Origin of the sequence: Sporosarcina sp. USHLN248 (assembly GCF_037144575.1) — a bacterium.
In the GTDB taxonomy this organism is placed as follows: Bacteria; Bacillota; Bacilli; order Bacillales_A; family Planococcaceae; genus Sporosarcina; species Sporosarcina contaminans.
Map to the genome: position 1 here is coordinate 17,835 of NZ_JBBCZC010000008.1, position 21,423 is coordinate 39,257.

20 protein-coding genes are annotated in these 21,423 nt (G+C 39.4%); 11 read left to right on the plus strand and 9 right to left on the minus strand.

What is annotated here, in order from left to right:
• Window positions 1-13: 13 nt before the first annotated feature.
• Complete coding sequence (locus WFH04_RS04640; protein WP_336822897.1) at window positions 14-1,255, minus strand: hemolysin family protein; 1,242 nt, start codon at window positions 1,253-1,255, stop codon at window positions 14-16.
• 236 nt (window positions 1,256-1,491) lie between these two features.
• On the opposite strand from WFH04_RS04640, the gene WFH04_RS04645 reads away from it, so the two are divergent.
• Window positions 1,492-2,889: a dipeptidase gene (locus tag WFH04_RS04645; RefSeq protein WP_336822898.1), complete on the plus strand. Its 1,398-nt coding sequence runs from the start codon at window positions 1,492-1,494 to the stop codon at window positions 2,887-2,889.
• 465 nt (window positions 2,890-3,354) lie between these two features.
• On the opposite strand, the gene WFH04_RS04650 is transcribed toward WFH04_RS04645, so the two are convergent.
• A complete protein-coding gene (locus tag WFH04_RS04650; RefSeq protein ID WP_336822899.1) occupies window positions 3,355-3,948 on the minus strand; it encodes a nitroreductase family protein in 594 nt (197 codons plus the stop codon).
• Between the two features lie 181 nt (window positions 3,949-4,129).
• On the opposite strand from WFH04_RS04650, the gene WFH04_RS04655 reads away from it, so the two are divergent.
• The gene (locus WFH04_RS04655; protein WP_336822900.1) at window positions 4,130-4,972 is read left to right on the plus strand and encodes a DegV family protein; all 843 of its coding nucleotides are present in this window, start codon (window positions 4,130-4,132) and stop codon (window positions 4,970-4,972) included.
• Window positions 4,973-5,351: 379 nt separating this feature from the next.
• Here WFH04_RS04655 and WFH04_RS04660 read toward each other — a convergent pair whose 3' ends face one another.
• From WFH04_RS04660 to WFH04_RS04670, 3 genes are all read right to left on the minus strand, one after another.
• Window positions 5,352-5,837: an amidase domain-containing protein gene (locus tag WFH04_RS04660; protein ID WP_336822997.1), complete on the minus strand. Its 486-nt coding sequence runs from the start codon at window positions 5,835-5,837 to the stop codon at window positions 5,352-5,354.
• Window positions 5,838-5,903: 66 nt separating this feature from the next.
• Entirely contained in the window at window positions 5,904-6,629 is a 726-nt protein-coding gene (locus tag WFH04_RS04665) for a peptidoglycan recognition protein family protein (protein WP_336822901.1), read from the minus strand.
• 369 nt (window positions 6,630-6,998) lie between these two features.
• On the minus strand, window positions 6,999-7,745 hold the full coding sequence (locus tag WFH04_RS04670) for a polysaccharide deacetylase family protein (RefSeq protein ID WP_336822902.1): 747 nt from the start codon (window positions 7,743-7,745) through the stop codon (window positions 6,999-7,001).
• Window positions 7,746-8,136: 391 nt separating this feature from the next.
• Here WFH04_RS04670 and WFH04_RS04675 point away from each other — a divergent pair, with 391 nt between their 5' ends.
• Together WFH04_RS04675 and WFH04_RS04680 are read left to right on the plus strand one after the other, a co-directional pair.
• Window positions 8,137-8,355 carry a hypothetical protein gene (locus WFH04_RS04675; protein WP_336822903.1) on the plus strand — a complete coding sequence of 73 codons (219 nt, stop codon included), beginning with the start codon at window positions 8,137-8,139 and terminating at the stop codon, window positions 8,353-8,355.
• 69 nt (window positions 8,356-8,424) lie between these two features.
• Window positions 8,425-9,114 (plus strand): dimethylarginine dimethylaminohydrolase family protein, encoded by a 690-nt coding sequence (locus tag WFH04_RS04680; protein WP_336822998.1) that lies wholly within the window; start codon window positions 8,425-8,427, stop codon window positions 9,112-9,114.
• A gap of 354 nt (window positions 9,115-9,468) precedes the next feature.
• On the opposite strand, the gene WFH04_RS04685 is transcribed toward WFH04_RS04680, so the two are convergent.
• The 3 genes from WFH04_RS04685 to WFH04_RS04695 all read right to left on the minus strand — a co-directional run bounded on the left by WFH04_RS04685 (window position 9,469) and on the right by WFH04_RS04695 (window position 12,999).
• Window positions 9,469-10,667 (minus strand): IS3 family transposase gene (locus WFH04_RS04685; RefSeq protein ID WP_336822904.1). Its coding sequence is split into 2 segments (ribosomal slippage): window positions 9,469-10,406 and window positions 10,406-10,667, totalling 1,200 coding nucleotides; the frame shifts between segments, so codons are not numbered across the junction.
• A gap of 74 nt (window positions 10,668-10,741) precedes the next feature.
• Window positions 10,742-11,155, minus strand: coding sequence for a hypothetical protein (locus WFH04_RS04690; RefSeq protein WP_336822905.1), 414 nt, complete (start codon window positions 11,153-11,155; stop codon window positions 10,742-10,744).
• A gap of 707 nt (window positions 11,156-11,862) precedes the next feature.
• Window positions 11,863-12,999, minus strand: a complete 1,137-nt coding sequence (locus WFH04_RS04695) for an Abi family protein (RefSeq protein ID WP_336822906.1) — start codon at window positions 12,997-12,999, stop codon at window positions 11,863-11,865.
• 565 nt (window positions 13,000-13,564) lie between these two features.
• On the opposite strand from WFH04_RS04695, the gene WFH04_RS04700 reads away from it, so the two are divergent.
• Window positions 13,565-14,854 (plus strand): S-layer homology domain-containing protein, encoded by a 1,290-nt coding sequence (locus WFH04_RS04700; RefSeq protein WP_336822907.1) that lies wholly within the window; start codon window positions 13,565-13,567, stop codon window positions 14,852-14,854.
• Window positions 14,855-14,957: 103 nt separating this feature from the next.
• On the opposite strand, the gene WFH04_RS04705 is transcribed toward WFH04_RS04700, so the two are convergent.
• Window positions 14,958-15,866, minus strand: a complete 909-nt coding sequence (locus WFH04_RS04705) for a hypothetical protein (RefSeq protein WP_336822908.1) — start codon at window positions 15,864-15,866, stop codon at window positions 14,958-14,960.
• Between the two features lie 287 nt (window positions 15,867-16,153).
• Between WFH04_RS04705 and WFH04_RS04710 the strand changes: the two genes are divergently transcribed.
• From WFH04_RS04710 to WFH04_RS04730, 6 genes are all read left to right on the plus strand, one after another.
• The gene (locus tag WFH04_RS04710) at window positions 16,154-16,348 is read left to right on the plus strand and encodes a helix-turn-helix domain-containing protein (protein ID WP_336822909.1); all 195 of its coding nucleotides are present in this window, start codon (window positions 16,154-16,156) and stop codon (window positions 16,346-16,348) included.
• 126 nt (window positions 16,349-16,474) lie between these two features.
• Window positions 16,475-17,140, plus strand: a complete 666-nt coding sequence (locus WFH04_RS04715) for a bifunctional DNA primase/polymerase (RefSeq protein WP_336822910.1) — start codon at window positions 16,475-16,477, stop codon at window positions 17,138-17,140.
• Window positions 17,141-17,220: 80 nt separating this feature from the next.
• Complete coding sequence (gene istA, locus WFH04_RS04720) at window positions 17,221-18,471, plus strand: IS21 family transposase (protein WP_408020168.1); 1,251 nt, start codon at window positions 17,221-17,223, stop codon at window positions 18,469-18,471.
• 4 nt (window positions 18,472-18,475) lie between these two features.
• Window positions 18,476-19,252 (plus strand): IS21-like element helper ATPase IstB, encoded by a 777-nt coding sequence (gene istB, locus WFH04_RS04725; protein WP_336822911.1) that lies wholly within the window; start codon window positions 18,476-18,478, stop codon window positions 19,250-19,252.
• 40 nt (window positions 19,253-19,292) lie between these two features.
• Window positions 19,293-19,514: a primase alpha helix C-terminal domain-containing protein gene (locus WFH04_RS18325; RefSeq protein WP_408020170.1), complete on the plus strand. Its 222-nt coding sequence runs from the start codon at window positions 19,293-19,295 to the stop codon at window positions 19,512-19,514.
• Window positions 19,504-21,147, plus strand: a complete 1,644-nt coding sequence (locus WFH04_RS04730) for a DUF927 domain-containing protein (RefSeq protein WP_336822912.1) — start codon at window positions 19,504-19,506, stop codon at window positions 21,145-21,147. The genes WFH04_RS18325 and WFH04_RS04730 overlap by 11 nt, the downstream gene beginning before the upstream one ends.
• The last annotated feature ends 276 nt before the right edge of the window (window positions 21,148-21,423 follow it).

Below are 21,423 nucleotides of genomic sequence, written 5' to 3' on the forward strand. Positions count from 1 at the left end.
AAAAAGACCCGGATTATTCTTCCGGATCTTCATAACGTTTTGTAATTTTCATTTTCACGATTCTGCTGCGATCCATTTCCTGAATTTCGAAGAAAAGATTTTCATATGTAAACCGCTCCTTAGGTTCAGGCACATGGCCCAACTCTTGCATAACGAAGCCGCCGATCGTCTCATGGTCCATTGGTAACGGCACATTTAGCAGTTCAACCGCATCGACAATTTCAAGTCTGCCATGGCAAATTAAGCAATGGTCGTCATGTTCATAAATGAGCACTTCTTCATCGAAATCGGTTTCATCTTCAATATCCTGCCCGATCATCTCTTCGATAATATCTTCATGTGTTACGATGCCTAACGTTCCACCGTATTCATCCAACACGACAGCCATATGCTTTTTCTTTGCTAACATCAACTTGAATACTTTCTCAACACTTGATGTTTGAACGACAAACAACGGATCCTCGTCCATTAAATCGGATAATTTCTTTTCGGGATGCATCGACCATTCGATAAACATTTTTGAGTAAAAAACTCCTACAATTCTATCGATGCTCTCTTCGTAAACCGGGTACCTCGTGTAAAAATACTCTAAAATCGTATCCCGTACTTCCTCGTATGTAGAGTCAATCGGCAGTCCAACAACATCTGTACGGTGTGTTGCCATTACATCAGATACATCCTTCTCAGGAAAATCAAGTACACCTTTCAAACGAAGCGACTCTTCTTGCTCGAAAGTTCCTTCAGTTGAAGCGATGTCGACCATGGAACGAAGCTCTTCCTTCGTCAATGTTGCTTCCGTAACGGCTCCTTTAGAAATGATACGGATGAATATATTTGTGAAAAGAGAAAGAAGTGATGTTAAAGGCGTCATAGCCTTTACCAGTAACGAAATTGTTGGTGCTACGATATATGCGATACGATCGGCAAAAGTCGCAGCAAGTGTTTTTGGCAACACCTCTCCAAATACGATAATGACGACAGTCAGAATACCTGTCATTAGACCGACCTGCCATCCTTTATCAATGGCAATCATTGTAACAATCGTCGGCATCATAATATTGGCTACGTTATTGCCAATTAAAATGGCGGTAATCATTCGGTCGGGCTTGGAGATTAGCTTGTTCAACTTGATTGACTTTTGATCTCCTTGATCCGCCCGCAACTGAACTTTCATTCGATTAACCGCCGTCAATGCCGTTTCGCTCCCTGAAAGGAAGAACGACATGAATAAAAAGAACCCTAGTGCAATAAACAAAAGCGATTCCTCCCGGAGTTTCTGTTCTTCAACAGCAAATACGAGCCTCTTTCACTAACAGCTTCCCTGCAACTTTGAAATTTGTAAACGTTTTCGGAAGTTGTTAGTCTACAAGCTCATAACTTTTAGATATCATACCACATTCCTCCTCCATGCGTCTGTTATGATACTCGATTTATTTGACGGTCTGTTATACTATTTCTATAAGCGAAATTACTTCGAAATGAGGGAAGAACATGGACCATTTACAAGCATTGGATAAATACTTTACAGAAAACAGGGAAACACATTTGGAACAGCTGAAAGATTTTTTACGCATCCCAAGCATCAGTGCCTTATCCGACCATCAAGGAGATATGCAAAAAGCGGCGGAATGGCTGTTGGAGTCATTCAAGCAAGCAGGACTTGAAAATTTATCGATCGATAAAACTGACGGTCATCCGGTTGTATACGGCGATTGGCTTCACGCAGAAGGCAAACCGACAATCTTAGTTTACGGCCATTACGATGTACAGCCTGTCGATCCTTTGAATCTTTGGGAAAGCGGTCCATTTGAGCCCGAAGTGCGCGACGGAAAATTGTATGCACGGGGCGCAAGCGACGACAAAGGCCAAGTGTTCATGCACGTAAAAGCTGTTGAAGCTTTAATGAAAGAGAACGGCAGCTTGCCTGTAAATGTAAAATTCATCATTGAAGGCGAAGAAGAAGTCGGCAGCCCTAATCTTGAAAAGTATATTGAGGAGAATAAAGAAAAATTATCCGCAGACATTATCGTCATTTCTGATACGGGTATGTATGGCCCCGGAAAACCTGCTATATGCTATGGATTGCGCGGCTTAGCGGGTGTACAAATCGATGTACGCGGCGCAAAAGGAGATCTTCATTCCGGCATCTACGGAGGCGGCGTCCAAAACCCAATTCATGCAATTGCTGATATCCTCTCCTCCTTCCACGACAAGGAAGGGACGATCGCGGTAGAAGGCTTTTATGATGACGTTCGTCCACTTGCCGATGAAGAGCGTGAAGCTTATCGCGCACTGAATTTCGATGAGGAAGCTTTAAAAGAAGAGATCGGTGTCAATGAACTATTCGGAGAAAAAGGCTACTCTTATTTGGAACAAACTTGGACACGCCCTACTTTAGAAGTGAATGGGGTCTTCGGCGGATTTTCGGGAGAAGGCATTAAAACTGTCCTGCCAGCTGAAGCCGGAGCGAAAATTACTTGCCGACTCGTTCCAGACCAAGATCCGGAAGATATTGTCCGTAAACTGCGTGCACATATCGAAAAGCATAAGCCTACAGGCGTTACAGTGACAGTCAGCGAATTCGACAAAGGAAAACCGTTCATTACGCCATTCGACCACCCAGCTATCCAAGCAGCAGGCAAATCGTATGAAAAAGTGTACAATGTACCGACTGCTTTCACACGTATGGGCGGCTCCATTCCAATCGTTGCCGCATTCGATGAAATTCTAAACTTGCCAGTCGTACTAATGGGCTTTGGCCTTTCAAGCGAAAATTTCCACGCTCCAAACGAACATTTCCATTTGGAGAACTTCGACAAAGGCCTACGCGTCATCGGCGATTATTACTACGAGCTATCCGAATTCACGAAAGATGATTTAAATATATAATAAATGTCCGGGAAGTCAACCGACTTTCCGGACATTTTATCTCTTATCTACTCAAAACAAATATACTGATATAAGCGTATAAGTATATGCATCAATCAATCTTTAAACGCATTCTCTGCCCTCAAAGCGCATAAAATTGCCTTAACTTTAGTAAAGCCGATCAAAGCTGCTTATCTATTTTTCTCCGCTCATAATCCTCTACACTTCATTTCTCATACTACTTATACTCCAGATTCATCGACCTCACGTACTTGTCAAACGATGATCCAAACTATTCGTTTTATTAATGCGTTAATCTTCTGTTACTTTCTAACTGCCCACTTTGTGTTGCAATCACTCTATATTGCTTCGGCTAACTCCCTTACTTTGTACTATTCTTGGTTGTGTTCCAAATCCTGTATTGCTACCAATTTGAATTAGGTTGCAATTGTGTATCGCCTCAGCGTACGACCTTTCCCATAATACTTATTTCTCGTCTGGATTCTTAAGTTCTCCGTAATACGTTACGATTTCTTCGATCGGTGTTCGTGTCCGCCCTTTTGGAATGTCATCGAAATAGCCGAATTGCAGCATACTTATAATCCGTTCACCATTTTTCACGCCCAATTCATCCCTAAATTTAGGGTTGTCCAAGAACGGGGGAGTCTTCCAGCATGTCCCGATCCCTTTGTCCCAAGCTAACAGCATTGCATTTTGGATTAGCATACTTGCCCCTGCATAATCTTCCAGCCTTTCTTTCTGCCGTGGATCCTCCGGAACAATGACGAAAACGACTGCGCCCGGTGTCCTAAATTTTTTCATCTGCTTTTCCAGTTCCTCATCGGATAGTTCTTTCCATTTCGGAACGCCGTATTCTTTCAATACATCTTGAAATTCGACATACTCTTGATTTGCAGCGACAACGAAACGCCATGGATTTCTTACACCGTGGTTCGGAGCCCAAGTTGCATCTTTCAGGATTTCCATAATGTTTTCAACGTCAACCGGCTGTCCATTAAAATTTTTGATAGATCGCCTTCCTATAATTGCGTCCCGAACCGATAATGCTTGCTCATTCATTTCAATGATTCCCCTTTTTCTTTACTACCAACTATTATACAACAATTTTACACTTTGAGAGCTGTTGCACATACGCCTAAAATGATTCCAACGGTCATCGTAAAATATTCATATGAAGAAATTACTTTCCATAGTATAATATTATTAACGAAATAACATAAGCAGTTAGGAGATCATTTGCATGGATAAAAAGCCGATTGCCTGGATAGTGGATAGCACCGCATACATATCTGAAACATTGCAGCAACATCCCGATTTATTTTCCATTCCTTTAAATATACATTTCGGTGAAAAGCAATTTATTGATGGGATTGACTTAACACCGAACGAATTATATACCTACATTAAACAATCTCCCACCCTGCCGAAAACATCCCAGCCATCCCCTGGAGAGTTTGCAGAACAATTTAAAAAGATTGCAGAAAAATACGAAACAGGGATTGCAGTGCACGTATCAGGTAAATTGAGCGGCACGCTGTCATCTTCCATTGAAGGTGCTAAAATCGCAGGCTTCCCTATTACATTTATCGATTCGCACTCATTGTCCTACGGCATCACAGGTTTGGTTGAAAAAGGAATGGCCTTGCAAAATGCAGGCGCTTCTGTGAATGAAATTAAAAATCAGTTGGAATGTATGGCAGGAACGCTTCAAAATTACATCCTTATTGGCCAGTTGGAGCAATTGTACAAAGGCGGCAGAATGAGTGGCGTGCAGTTTTTCTTAGGTAGCTTGCTGAAAATGAAGCCGATCATTCAAATTACAAAGGATGGCACGTTACAGGCGATTGACAAAGTCCGATCAGAAAAGAAAGCGCTTCAATATTTGATCAATAAAGTTGTTGAGGGACATCAAGATGGAAATAAAAAAATTTACATTATGCATGGAAATGCACAAGATCAAGCAGAACATTTAAAAAAATGTCTAATCGAACAGCTTCCTAATTTAGAAGTGGAAATTGGTAATATTAGTTCTACGCTCGCCGTTCACGCAGGCGAGGATACGCTTGCTGTTCTATGGTTTTGACCAAGCAAAAAGACGGTTCTAAGTGACCGTCTCAGCTTGTTGACAAACGCTCGCATACTGCGTTTCTCGCCTCGCTCGTCCCCTCATGAACCTATAGTTCTATTCGGGTCTACGCTCGACTTCGCGCGGGCCTGCACGATGCAGGTCATGCAGTCAATCGAACGGCGAAGGGTTCGATTTGCCGTATTTACGCGCCCTTTGCGGAAATTAAGGCACTGCGGACGTCGCGCACTTAGACTGCCTTCCACGTGACAAGCGTTTTCAAGCCAAGCTGGGCAAACACCTTTTTCATGACTACAAACCTTTAAATGACTGTAGACAAAGTGAAAAGATACTTTGTCTACAGTCTGAGACGGTTCTAAGTGACCGTCTTTTTTCATCAAGTAAATTGGTCGTTAATTTTAAAGAAAATGTATTTCGCGTTTGGCGAGTAAGCATAGGAGTCTTTGTAATCCCAAGTGCGATGATAGGCATCGTACGTATGTGCATTGACCAGTGGCGTATCACCGACTTTATCGGTGACAATTGTAGTATGATCGAATCTCCCATCACCTTGAAAGTCATAACAGATAACATCGCCTAAGTCGAGTTCAGCAGCCGTTTTCACTTGCCTTGCAGTCAATCCTTTCTTTGAGCCCGATAAAAACCAGCGCATCGAATGGGCTACTGACCAGCTAAAGCTCCATGTCCCCCCTTGTAGCCACCAGCCCCTCTCCCGATTCGGATAGCCGTACATCGGAGCCCCACCTGCCAATAAGCATTGTGAAATGAAATTCGTGCAATCGACATCGAATGAAGGAAATTCCGGGTTCCTTCCATTCCACCACTCATCCGCATACCGGACAGCGGCTTCCCGGTTATACATCAAGACAACGCCCCCTTGCGCCATCTTATGAAAGATAAAAGATTGTCATGCGTCAAAATGCGATTTTCACTTCGAATCAAAACGTCCGTTCAAATCTTCGTACAATCGCATTAAAACTGTAGCAAATTGTTGACGGGTCAAAGTTTCTCTAGGAAATTCCCCATTCAAAAAGCCTTTCTCTTTCGCCCATTCCCATGCAGCCTTATGCGTATCGCTCGGAATATGCTCATTTGGTGTGGCCACACTATCTTCCCCCTTTTCAATGCCTTTTATTTCAAGCAGCCGTTTTGAAATCCGGTTCTTCACTTCTGTCGCACGACCTTCATCGAATATTCGGTACGGACAATTTTTTCCGGACCAATCCCGATGCCATTTTACCCGCTCAACTCCCCAGCCGTACTGGTTTAGTACGTGAGCAATATATTCAATGGCATTGGCCTCCGCCTCAGCATATTTTTTCCCACCAGATTTTGAGTAGCATATCTCGATTCCGATCGACTTCCGGTTTCCCGGGCCTTGTCCATCTCCGGCATGCCAACCATTCCGGGTGAATGGAATTGCTTGCACTGCATATTGATCGTCGATCGCTACATGAAAGGAAGTTGGCGCTGTATTGCGCTGCATATAAGAAATTTCGTTTTTAGCAGAGGCGTCATTCGCAGTATTATGGATCGTTACATATTCAGGCACCATTGGGTACGGTGACTTCAAGCGATATAATGATTCAGGGATTAATTGATTGACGATTGTATAGGGCATCGTTTCACCTTTTTCAATTAAGATTGATTCCATCCCCGTTGTTATTCCTTATTTTATTCATCAAAGTCCCCTTCAAAACGGCGCATGTCCATTATGCTTTTGAATTAACTCCGAAGAACCGCTTAGCTAGAGAGCATCTCCCGTTTCACCCGTATTCAGCTTGGAAGGCCGACATATACACGCATAAAGTGTTACTACAAGCATATTTACACCTGCCGCATGCATGAATTTGTCAAATACGCTCAACTCATTTCAAACGCATAAAGCCCCGCAAATGTGCATTTTCTTCTGTTGTATTCACCAATCATAAGCCATTAGCAAAACACAGAAAACGAGGAAATCTACGTCCAATTTATATTACTTTCATTAATATGGCGCCTATCGTTTCGGGTACTCTAAAGTTCAGTCATTATTTTGTTCAACAAACTTTTCATCCTCAGTCGATGTTTGAATCTCCATCAGCTCGGAAATGGTAACAAACCTATATCCTTCCTGCTGTAGCTTAGGCAAAATCGTTTCCAGCGATTTAACTGTTTGCTGGCGGTTTCCTCCTCCGTCATGGAACAGGATTACATTCCCTTCCTTTGCTCCATCCAATACAAAATTTACGATTTTTTTAACACCTATGTTTTTCCAATCCAATGTATCCAAATGCCATGACCACATGACAATTTTATACCCTTCCTTCGCAACCGCGTCTACCAATTCATCCGTATAGACTCCTTCAACAGGTCGAAATAAAGTCGTGTGATACCCAGTAATGGAAAATATCGTTTCATGAGTCCTTTTAATTTCATCCACTAAGTTAGGCACTTTCATACGACTTGAGTGGGTATACGTATGATTCGCTAATTCATGTCCTTCTTCAAACATGCGCAAAACAATGTCAGGATTCTTCTCTGCATTCGTGCCAACGATGAAAAATGTTGCCTTTGCATCATGCTCTTTCAGAAGATCCAATATTGCTGGCGTATATTTCCGATGAGGCCCATCATCAAACGTTAGGGCAATCACTTTTTCCTCGGTTTTGATTTCCCATATGATTTGTCCAGCCTCTTCATAATATTGCCTCCCTCTGTCGGCGAAAGCCTGATCATATCCGCAATACAGAAGCAATAGCAATACGAGAGGTAAAATGATTTTTTTCAAGTCGCCACTCCCAAGCAATAAATGTTTTGCTCTTAGTATTCAATTTTGATGTGAATACATGCATGGAACTTTGAAATATAGGATGTATAAAACTAAATTGTCCTCTGTGAACAACAATGTTGTTATCTCAGCAATTTATGCGTTTTTTGAATGAGTTATGCATCGCTGACGGTCGCTATGCGCTGAATTGATATGAAAATGCGTTACTGTATGATTTTATGCCCTTTAAAAGTAAGTTTTCATGCGTGGGTGGGTGCGAAAGATCATAAATGTTTTATTTTAAAGTTCTTTATGGTATACCCTAATCCTATAACCAACTATCATGATTCTGCTTCGGTTATAATGATTGATGAATGGCTTATCTATAGCCGAGATGAGAGGAGGAGTTTATATGAGTAATGTTTTTGTGAAGAGTGAATTTGCACCTTTGAAAAGAGTGGTTTTAGCTCAATCTGAATTTGCATTTCCATCCAAGGAAGGTGTAAGTGATGAAGAATTCTTAACAGATGAAAGTAAAGATCTATATAGAGGTAAGGATGTATCAGGCAAAAACTATAAAGAAGTTTTTCCAGAAAGACAGAAAGAATGGGAAGATGAAAGAGAAAATTAAAAAAAAGTATTAACAAAATATAATGTAGAAGTAATCACGCCTCGGCTGCTAACGGATTATGAAAAGGAGATAGGAAAAGAAGATGGCTATAGTAATTTCTTTGTAAGAGATCCCTTTTTCACAATTGGACATTTTTTAATAGAAGGTACTCTTATATTTCCACACAGAAGAAATGAAATTCTACCCGTTCGAAATATATTGACAACGGCATCAAACGAAGATAGCTGCTTATACTTATCTATCCCTAAACCAGATATATCGGAAGGACAAGACTCCGAAGAAGGTCCATTTTTAGAGGGCGGAGATGTCTTAGTCTTGGACAAAACGATCTTTGTAGGCAGATCTGGTCTTGCTTCCAATAAAAACGGGATTATTTGGTTGAAAAATTTAGTAAGTAATTTTGGATATGAAGTAGTCGAAGTACCCCTTCATGAAACGATCCTTCATCTTGACTGTGCAATAAGCTTAGTGAGAGATGGGCTAATGATCGTTTGTGAAGAAGCATTATTAAATGGCATTCCTGAACAGCTTAAGGATTGGGATAAAATAAATGTCACATTGGAAGATGCCTCAAAACTTGCAACAAATGGTTTGCCAATAAATGAAAATGTCTACATTACTGACCCTGAATTTAAATGTATCGGAGATGAATTGGAAAAAAGGGGAATGAAAATTGAGTATATAAGTTTTAAAATATCAAGAAGTTTCGGTGGGTCTTTTAGATGTAGCACTCAACCTCTTTTGAGAAATGATGGCTAAATAAGAAGAGCTGGCCCCGTTCATCGACCATGGAGGCAAAATGTGTGCGCTTGGCGATGTCCATTCCTATTACCAGCTTTTTACACGATGGTTATAGGCGATACTTTGGAAAGAAGCCCGCAATTGGTTACGACGATTCAAGAAAGCCGAAGTACCTTAAAAACAAACTCCCAACCGTCTCCCTTGCCGACTTGTAAGTCATTTGTCTTTATTGTGGGGAACGCGGGTAAATAATTATACCTATGATACTATGTCAAGAAATTGGACACATTAAATTGAGAGTCATAGCTATTTGTATAATCAAGCTAACGCGCTTTGCTTGTTGGCCATGTCATAAGCGAACAGAGTTTCACTCTATTCACTTACGACATGGTCAAGGGGCTTCCCCTCTACATCTACTGATAGACATTGATAATAGGCCTTTTCTTTATCAATTGGTGACAAATAGTCATTTGTTGAATGAATCCGATTTTTATTATAAAAACATTCAATGTACTCAACGATGCTATCTTTCGCCTGTTGTCTAGTCTTGTAGGTCTCGAGATAGATCAATTCACGTTTAATGATGCTATGGAACGATTCGATGCAGGCATTGTCATAACAGTTGCCTTTCCGACTCATGCTCGTAGTTATACGATATCCTCGTAGGATATTTTGATAATCATGGGATGCATATTGGCTTCCTCGATCCGAGTGGTGAATAAGGTCTTCAGATGGTGCTTGCCGACCGATTGCCCGTTTAAGGGCAGTGATGACGAGTTCTTTTGTCATTCGATCACTCATGTACCAACCTATAACCCGTCGAGAGTACAGATCCATGATGGTCGCCAAGTAAAGCCAGCCCTCTTTTGTCCAAATATACGTGATATCACCTACCCAGACCTTACCTGGTTCGTCCACCTTAAATTGCTGATTCAAAAGGTTTGGATAGACAGGTAATGAATGTTTTGAGTTTGTCGTTGCTTTATATTTTTTTACTGTTTTGGAGCGAATTCCTTCCTCTTTCATGATGCGGCTGACTGTTTTTTGGGAAACCTTACCGCCTTCTTGATTCAGCTTTTTTGTAATTTTAGGGCTGCCATAGATCTTCCTCGATTCAAGATGTGCCCGCTTCACATGCCGTACAAGGCCTTCATAACGATCTTTCTGTTGGCTTTTCTCACGATTGCGCCAGTTATAGTAACCGCTTTTAGATACACCAAGGACTTTACACATCTTCGCAACACGAAATTCGTGCCGGTGCTTTTCTATGAAGTCATAAATTACTTCTGGTTTTTGGCGAAGATGCCCATAGCCTTTTTTAAGATGGCGTTCTCTTCCTCTAAATCACGCAGTTTTTTCTGAAGGTCCAGCATAGCCGCCTTCTCAGGTGTACTATGTCCACTGCCGATAAAACTACCGCCATCATTGTCTTCCTTATATTTCTTGATCCAGTTGTGTAGCGTCTGTTCTGCGATTCCCAAGTCCCTTGCCACTTGGGCCGCCGTTTTTCCTGTTTCCACAACTAACTTAGCTGCATCCATTTTAAATTCTTTATCATATTGTCTTTTCATCTTTTTCACTCCGCTCAATTGGATAAGTTTATTATAACTCTCCCAATTCAATGAGTCCTAAATTTAGACTATCATCATATCTCATTTCCGCCGTACCTAATAACCGAGTAGTATGCAGTATCCTGAATATGACCACTCAAAATTTTAAATGGTTCCGTTATTAATACTCTATGCTTATCAAGCCTTCCAATTTTATCGGCTTTGTCAAAATTAAATATAGTTTTAGAAGCAGACAAGAAAGTTTTATTCGATTCAAATTTCCTGTCGTTTTCTTTTTCAATCTGGCTCGATAAGGTCCACTTAACACCAATCAAGGTTAGGGCGCCCCCTATCACGGCTCCAATAAAACCAATAACTCCAGCAATAATTGTGTTGCTTCCACCGAAAAGCAGTTTTATTACTCCTGATGCAAGCAAAACATTCATTAGCAATAATGATAATAATATTATATATGGTGTGGCTTGATGTAAATTTCTTTGAAACTTCATCAACACCGCCCCTTTCCCTCTATTTTTATGGAATTAATTTAATTGCGGTAGAAATATCCTTACTGAATTTGTAATTTCTCCATAGCTCTCAAATTCGGCGAATAGGCGACAAGATGATTTTTTTTACAAAATAGTTTATAGGTGAGTGGGCATATGCAATGTTCGAAGTAATTTAGCTGTGGGCAAACCCAGGAATGAAAATGAAGGATAGATATGTCTTAAGGGGCCATAGCAGCTGTTACGAAAGCTGACCCACAAAGCGCGGTCAAATGATTAGTAATATCGATTAAGCTTTCTAACAAGAAATTATTTGTCATATCAACCACCACCCTGTTTTTAGCTTTTAATAATATCTGAAACATCAGAAGCAATACAAGTAACACTGCTAATGGTCTTTGACCGTATGGTCCCTTAAAACATATCTAAAAATATCTTACCACTAATCTGGTTTAGAGGACCAGGTTCTCATTGATTCATAAAAGCTTCGAAGATTCCTTTCCTTTGAGCCTTCGGCCGGCCTAGCAGTATTCTGAATCGTGTCGGGGTGCCTGGCACTTTTCCACTAAAATAACCACCCATTCGACGAAATAATCGTTGGCATGGGTGGTTGGTTGTTTTTCATTCTCACTTGACTACTTTAAACATTTCAAACTGGAGAAGGAGCTGTCTGAGTATGTATTTTGATACTGCTACTTGGCGGGCTATTTTTAATTATTAATCATGCTAAACCAATCAAAATTCAATCCCATATATCTTTCGATTTCATCAATCGGAATTGTTTTCAACACTTTTTTTAGTTCTTCAAATTCACTATTAATCTCATTGATGAACTTGTTGAACTCCTTATTCTTCATGAATAATGAAATGATGAAAATTAATGTGTAAATCCCTTGCCTAGCATTCATTCTTTTGTTTTTCTGTGCATGATTCAATCTTCTGCGGTTAGCGGGATCAACCGTATGTGGTAACTTTTTTCCGAAATCCATATAAACATCATCAATTGGGACCTTAATTCTTGTTGAATAAAATCGCTCATTATGGGCACATATATTTCTGTATATACTTAGTGTTTGTAATATCCTCGAAGTGTTAATTATTGACAAATCATCAGAAATAGAAGGTTTAGAATTCAAGTTTAAGGTGTTGATTAATTCTAATTGTACAGACTTTTTTTGAAGCGTAAAAAGATGACTGACATTGCCAAAGGTTAGTACATTCATTAGAATCCACATCGGCATGTATCCATGTTGTTCTAGGTAGGATTTTACTGAGTCATTCTTATTTTTTCTCTGTTGTCCTAGTGTCCTATAGACAGTAGTTATATAATTATCGTAAACAGATTGTCTATCAAGCGTAGTGCATCTCTGACTTGGACGAATAGATGAAGTAGTAGTATTTACAATCCCGAACTCATTGTTAGTATGTACAGAGTATATGGGTGAGAGTTCATAATATTTCCTTCTTAAGTATTCGCTGTCCCTATGCAGATTAGATCTTTCGGTCTCAGAAGCGTCGTCATTTTTGTATAAATGATAAGAATAAAATGACTGGACGATTTGGTTCTTTATTACCTCTTCTATTTTCAGGATTTCCCTTAAAAATAATAGTCGTAAATTCGTATCAAAGCTTAATAACGCTTCCAATTCGCTTAGCTGCGTTCCAGTCTTATAGCGCTCCACAGTGCTCGTGCCAGCGAATAAAAAAGGATCTTTATAGGCATTGATTAGATTATAGTAGTTGTGTTTTGTCAGTATGTTTTTTTGGTCACTTGCATTAGGTATATCCATGTTTCGGCTCCGAAGAATGTTAATTCGCTCACTATGTACAGAAAAAAACTTTTCCACTCATACTCCCCCAAATATGCAGAAAGGCCGAGGGTATACTCACCCGCGGCCTTTAATCGATCTTTTATGATACAACTATATCACAGAGTAATGATCGATACAAGATAAGTCTATGATATAAAATGAAAAATATACCTTTAGCCCATATTAGTCCTTTTTGTACTGAAAGGACTGACACATCCTTGAAATCCTTTATTTTCCACAACTTGATGTACCTCAGTACCTTTTTACGTGAGTTGCATTTGATCTCGGCAATGCCTCTAAGGCTGATTCCCTCATCTTTCAATTCCAGTACTATTTGTGTTAATAAATTAGAAAGAAATCTACGGATAAAAATTGGAGTCCTTGCAGATGTCGGATCAAGCCTTATCGGTGCAACACCGGGTACTTATACCCTTTTTCAAGATTTATCAAACTTTTTATTGTGGAGCTCCTTGAGCATTCAAATTATTCAGGTCTAACAAAACAAAAAACCTCACCTAACCGGTAAGGGATTGTTGTATAGGTAGTATATAATGGTAAAATAAAACTATGTCGATTAAAAATAAAACAAAGGAGTGGAAAAATGAACAAGATTAAGACAGCAGTAATATTGGTTTTATTCTTTACTATTTTGGGGAGTCCTCTGTCGGCTTTTGCTGATCGCTTATTTATTGATGTAGATGAAAACAATCCTTATTATCCAGAAATTAAATATCTCTACGACTTAGGGATAGTAGATACGCAGTTCTCTGGATATTACGGGATTAACAATGAAGCTGAACGAAAAGACGTAATTGTGATGCTCGGTAAAGCGTTGGGTTTGGATGGCACCCAGCGGAACACATCCTTTAAGGACGTTCCTTCGAGTTATTATGCAAGTGGATATATTCAATCGGCTGTAGATGCAGGTATTGTCAGTGGATACTCTGATGGTACCTTTAGGCCCACTGCAAAGTTAAATAGAGGGCACCTATCAGCTTTCATCGAAAGGGCTTTCCATGCATCTCTACCAGATGGTAGTCATATAGAATTTAAAGACGTCGGACCAACTCATACTGCTTATAAGGCCGTTGGAAAAATGGCTGCAGCGAATATTACGGTTGGCTATCCTGACGGTACTTTCAAGCCAGAAATCAACTTGTCAAAAAAACATTTGACCACTTTCATGTATCGCACAATGCAGTATATAGAGAGTGGAAAAACAGGCAACGAGAGCCCAGGCAAAACAGAAGCAAACAAAGTTTATTCCAAAGCTGAATTGGCGAGATATTTGAATGAAAAGTATTCAATTGTACAAACAAAATTAATGGACGTTAAATTTAATATCACGATAACCGAAAACGACAGTAAACTATCCCCTTACGATTACTACGTTGAGCTAGGATTTAATAGTGTTGAGTTTGAAAATAGGATGAACGCACATTTAAGTTCAATTAAAAACGCAGGAACTGCCGAAGAAGATGTTGCACTCTCGAGGAAGCAATTAAAAGACTTCTTAGAGAAAATGGCATTAGATATCATAGAAAAAGCACCACAGAAAAAGATTTTAGGACAAAATTATAACAGTGGCTATCGATATGATGCCTTGAAGCTTGGTAGAAATTATCAAGCAAACTACAGCTGGACAAATTATGAAGCTATACAAATGAAAACCCAATGGCCAGGTGACCAACCAGAAGACTATTGGCTAGTAATGTCTGCATTAAGAGACCCGTCAGACCCAAAAGTTATACAATACGACAACGATGAAAGGTCAAGAAGATCTTATATTGCAGAGTACGCTACTTTAAAGCACGAAGACTTTCAAATCACAGGATTTGGTTGGCGTTCATATCTAGATAAAGCTTACTACGATCCAAAATACTATTATTAAAAATGATTTGCTTATGTAAAAAGAGGGATTCACCCTCTTTTTACATTATGAGGAAAATCATCTCTCACCGAAAGATCTCAAGTTAAGAGCTTCAATTTAATACTTAAATATTAGAAGCGAATTCTTCAAAATCTTTCGGGGTGGTATTTTGTCCGTAAATCGAATGAAACTTTTTATGCAATTTATGGGATATAGGAGCACCCAGTCCATTTTCACTATGTAATAAATCAAAACTTTCCACAAGGGCTTCTAACTCTGCGTCAGAATACTCTCCAACGGATGAAAGTTCTTTTAGATCACATGAAGAAAGCGCTTCGTAAAAAATTTCAATGAATGATTTATTCAAATGATGAACTTCTAGACTCTTCCTTGTTCCCGATAACGCACATCTGTAATTATATTTGGCTAGGGATTGTTTTTTCCAAGGAACAAGTCGGTTGCGCAAGTACAATTTGACCTCTGTGCCACCAGTCCATTTATGATGCTCACTTCCCGATGGCCTTTGACAACCACATGATCGAGTATGTCCGCTGGATAGGTCACCATAGGATACCAGAACTTTTTTAGAGCATATACAAATGCATTCCCACATAACGTGGCCATTTTGACGTATATAGGAGTCTTTTTGTGCAGTTAAAAATCCAAACTTTTTCCCTTCAATATTGAACTTCCTTGGAAAATTACATCCACAATGAGTTTTCCTACCTCTTCTCAAATCCGTGCCTATAATTGTTAATTCTACTTCAGGATTACAAGCGCAATAACAGCGCCAATAATATTCTCCATTATCTGTAACGTCGAGAGGATTAATTGCTGTAATTAGTCCGAAACTCTGGTTACTTATATCTTGAAACTTACCTGTATGCCACTCCTTTATAGTGTAATCGTGTTTCCTTAAAATTCTAGAAACACTGTTATGTGAAACACTGTACAACTTAGCTATCCCTCTTAAACTTAGCCCTTCCTGGTTCAATTTAGACCATTCTTCAGCGTACTTATCATAAGTATTCATAAATACATCTTTTACAATTCAACATAAAAAAATACGATGCTTGAGATATTACTTTGTAACCAAGCGGATCTCCGGTGCAAATCAGAAAAAACTATGGGATTTGGAGTAAAAGTAAATGTTTAATAGAAAATGTTGACTCATATTGAAAATGGTGCTAAGATGTGATTATATTTAATACTCAATTAAAGGGAATACCCCTCTGAGACCATGACTTGCCACACTTGTGCAATTGTCGTGTTTTCAGAGGGGTATTTTTTATTTCCCAAATCTTATTAGGAGGTGACAATATGGAAAAGAATATTCTCACTGTAAAAGAACTAAGATCTGATTTTTTCCGAAACGAAGTATCTCTAGGCACCATATATTCGATGGTGCGTGAGGAACAAATCCCTAGTGTACATGTACGTGGGAAAGTATTGTTTCATCGTGAAACTATTGAGAGATGGTTTATTAATGGGGGTACTAAATCACTCAACAAATAAAAAATACCCTCATTTCTTGAAGCAACAAGAAATGAGGGATGTCAGAAATGAGGTTTTTAAATGATTAATAATTCTAATGTACCTGACCTATCAAGGGAAGTCAATGTCACAAAGAGGACAGATAATATGCTGAAAGCTGCAATTGGATACGCAGAACATATGAATTGGTCTGTATTTCCGGTGCATTGGCTAAAAAACGGAAGATGCTCTTGCAACGATCCAAAATGTCCACATGTAGCAAAACACCCAATAACATGGAATGGGTTGAAAGATGCCACTAGAGATATTGCAGTTATTAATGAGTGGTGGCAGTTGTATCCCGATGCAAATATTGGAGTCTTAACGGGAAAAGAATCGGGAATATTTGTTTTGGACGTAGATACCGACAAAAAAGAGAAGATTGACGGATATGTCACACTTGAGGAATTAACAAAGATTCACGGGCCCTTACCAAACACTCCGATGGCAATCACCGGGTCTTTAGGCACTCACTATGTATTTCAGTATCATGAAGGCATTAGGAACAGAATTGATTTTTTACCTTCACTAGATATTCGTGGACAAGGAGGATACTTCATTGCCCCGCCTTCCTTGCATTATAGTGGACGAAGATACACTTGGGAATTATCAGGACATCCTTTGCAAGTTAACATCTCAGCGGCACCCCAGTGGCTTATTCAATTGATCACTACAAGTGTCGGAGAAATCATAAAGCAACCAACAGGACACTGGCAAAGGTTGGTCAAGGGCCTAAAAGAGGGTGAAGGCCGGAATTGTGAATATCGGTGTTAAAATCCTCAATAATAACGGTTTAAAATTCCCCAGTTTTTACGGATAATCTATTTTGAGAGAGATAGATTGGAAGTGTGGGAATGACGTTATTGTTGGAGGACTTTTTTATGATAAGAGAATTGAAACAGAAAGGCTGGACAATCAGTGCGATTGCAAGGGAAACAGGATTTGATCGAAAAACCATCAGGAAACATTTAAAGGCAGAAGCTACACCGCATTCAGAAAAACGAGCTAAAAGAGGAAGTAAGTTGGATCCATTCAAGCCGTATCTGCTGGAACGAATAAAAGAAGGTACGACAAATTGTGCAGTTCTAATAGAAGAAATCCGAGCGAAAGGCTACGAAGGAAAAAGCACCATTCTTCGAGAATTTGTCCAACCCTATCGGGAGACGCCGAAGAAACAAGCAACTGTCCGATTTGAAACGATTCCCGGACGACAGGCGCAAGTAGATTGGGCAGAGAATGTCGGTGAGTTTTTTGTAGATGGATTGAAGCGTCCGTTGTACGCCTTTATTATGATCCTAAGTTATTCCCGTAAACGATACATTGAGTTTACAACGGATATGACGCAGGAAACTCTAATGAAATGTCATATGAATGCCTTTAGCTATTTCAATGGCATTCCCCAGCAACTTCTTTACGACAATATGCGAACTGTCGTCACGAAACACAGTGTCAGCCAGATTCGTTTTAACAAAAAGTTCGAGGATTTTCTATCCTATTATGGAGTTATTCCGAAAGCCTGCAAGCCTTATCGGGCGCAGACAAAAGGAAAAGTAGAGAGGGCTGTAGCTTATTTAAAATCAAATTTCCTTAAGCATCGCCTACCTGAAAACCTGGAAGATTTGAATTCAGAAGTGCGTAAATGGTTGGATGAGGTGGTTCACAAAAAACGCAATCAAACGACGCAACAACGCCCATGTGATCGGTTCGAGGAAGAGCGTGCGCTTTTGATTCCATGGAATACAAAACCGCTGTATCAAGTAAGACAATGGGAACTCCGGGAAGTGAGTAAGGATTGTTTTATTTCTTATCAGCAGAATAAGTATTCAGTGCCGTATCGATATGCGGGACAGCAAGTGAAGGTACATGAAACGAATGAAGGAATGCTTGAACTATACGATGAGTATGAACGGATAGCCGTACATCCGCTACTAGATGGCAGACATCAAATGACTATGAATTCCGAGCATTATCAAGGGTTACCGGGAACAAAAAAAGAGCAGGATAAGAATCTACATGGTTTGGCGACCCCAGATTCTCCTACTCCAATACCGACCGTTGAAAGTCGATCGTTAGCTATATACGCTGCGCTCGAGGAAGGAGAATAAGATTATGCATTCATCAATACTCGAAGAACGCTTAAAAGCGCTCGGATGGCAGCAGACAGCCCAGCAACTAGATGAACTAGTCGAGAGTGCCTCTGCCAATACATTATCATATTTTGACTTTCTTGACACCCTAGTAAAACAGGAATGGGAACATCGAGAATCAGAGGCTTTGGCAAAACGAATTCGCAAGGCGAAATTTCCATATACAAAAACGATCCATGAATTCGACTTTAGCTTTCAGCCTAGTATTAGTGAGCAACGCGTCAAAGAGACTTGTACTTGCCGTTTTATCGCCAATGGAGAAAATCGCATCATCCTCGGCCCACCGGGGGTGGGCAAGACGCATCTCGCCATCGGGTTTGGATTAGAAGCGTTAGCCAAAGGCTACAACGTCATGTTTATTACAGCTGATGAGTTAGGAGAGCAATGTCAAAAAGCATCACAAAAAGGCACTCTATCTTATTTAATGAAGCGCTTATGTAAGCCTGATCTCATTATTTTGGATGAAATTGGATATTTCGACTTTGACAAAGTCACAGCCAATCTGTTTTTTCAAATCGTTTCAAAGCGGTATGAAAAAGGGGCTATGATCATTACTTCAAATAAATCCTATTTAGAATGGGGAAAAACATTTGGAGATGATGTATTAGCAACAGCGATTTTAGATCGTCTCCTTCATCACTCCGTGACCTTTAGCATTAAAGGCGATTCATATCGTATGGAAGAGAAAAGGAAGGCTGGGGTGTTCCCTCTGCCTTCAGCTGCTGAATCGTTAAAGTGAGGAATTTTAGTCCGGTGTTTTTGGGGAATTTTAACCCGGTATTGACAGGAATCCAGCAGCAGCTTCGCTTGCTGACCATTTACTTAGAAAATATGTAGATCCTGGTTTAGTCCATGAACTATTAAAATTATGGAATTTGCAAAATTCACCTCCGCTGAGTGATTATGAGTTAAATAAAATTGTGCATAGCATTACTAAAAAAGAATTTTCCAGGAGAAATCAGGTAATTACTTCCCAGGGAGGCGCTGGGATTGAAAGATAAGGATTTCCTAAAGGAAGTTGGTAGATTTAAGATACCAAACCCCTTTTTTATAAAAGAAAATATGTTGTACAAATGGATTAAAGATAATGCTGAGGAAAAAGGGGACAACTACCAATTCGTTAGTAGACATATCCCCTACTTAACTAGGCGTTTTGAAGATGTTGAAAAGAATAATATTCACTATGAGATGAAGTGGATTAATGAAGGCAAAGTTTATGTGGACATTATTCTAGCTATTGCGTTAGCAACAAGAAGAGAAGTAATTTCATTAGCAAATAAGGGATTGAGCAGTAATGACCTTAATGCTCGATTCCTTATTGAGTATTTTGATTTATATCTTAGAACGAACAAATTGGAACAATTAAGTGTAGCCAGTCACTTAGGTTACATCCAAAATAGTTTCATCCATCCTTTAATAGATACGGAATATCATATTGTCCCAAAAGATGAGGGTGAAAGGAAAAAGTTACAAGCAATACAGTGTCAAGGAACTGTTGAAGATTGGATTAAAAACTTACTAGAGCCTTTATACGATAATCCAAAAGCAATGTTCCCTGTTATTTCATCATTCGCTTCTATACTTTTAATGAGATATAATTTACCGTCAATAGTCGTTGATATATCCGGCATTTCTACTAGCGGAAAATCAACTGTATTAAGGATTTGCGCGAGTGTTTGGGGATATTTCGATGACTATATTAATTCAATGTTAACGACGAATATAGCCGTTGAACGAATGGCTGGATTCTTAAACGCATTTCCTTTTATACTTGATGACTCTAACACCGCTCAAGATCCTAAAGGGCTTGAAAATATTATATATTTATTTGGTAATGGAACAGGGAAAATGCGTGGAAGTAAGGTGGGAAGTCAGGAAACTAGTTCTTGGAGAGCGACAATGATAACTACTGGCGAAAATAATATATTGGAATATACCAAGAACCAAGGAAGTGTGGCTCGCGTTATCCCAATTACTAACCTAAAATTCGAGAATAAAAATACCGAATATTTCACTAAATTAAACGATAACGTGAAATTATACTATGGGAGTATTGGAGTCGAATTTATTAAGCGCTGGAGAAAATCATTTGATCGTTTCAACGGACGTTTCGAAAAGTTGGCGAGAAAATATCAAGCAGCACCGAAAATAAACAATATAATGATTCGAATTGCATTGCATTTCGCCTTTGTTGTGTTCGTTGCTGAAGTTTTGAACGAACTATTTAAAGAAGAAGATATGAATATTCCTGTTGATAGTTTCGAAAAATTATTTTTAGACATTTGCGCGGATAACCACCATGTAGATAGAGCAAAAAACATGCTAATTGAAATACTAGAAGAATTGCAAGCAAATCTAAATCATGTCTTCAAAGATTTCCAACCAAACTACGGGATTCATGCGATTGTTAACGCGAATGGTTTATTTCTAACTGTCAATTATTTGAAAAGGAAACTCCAAGAGAATGAAAGACAGATAAGAAATGCATGGAAAGCCCAAAATTATACAGTGCAACAAAACAACAATGGAAAGTCTGTCGATTATTTAGCGATAACTCATAAGGGACAATCATTTCGAGTTGTTCAGGTTAACCATACTTTTTTAACTGATCAGGGATTTAACTTTATTAAATGATGATTACATTCAATGGATTTTACCACTTCTATTATCTTTCTTAGCACCCGATTACATCCAAAATAACCAGGCAAACGCAACGACATGAGCATTCCATTCTACAAGGACTAGGAGGGCTGATGACTATTCACTTTACACTTTACACTGGGAATCGGGCATGATAGATTAGGCTGACTAAACTAACACGAGTTGTTAGTTTTCCTGGTTTGGTAGTATTCCCACAAAGGCTAAGTGTCAAGTTGCTGCGCTATCCAAGATGCTAAAAACTTCTCCCCT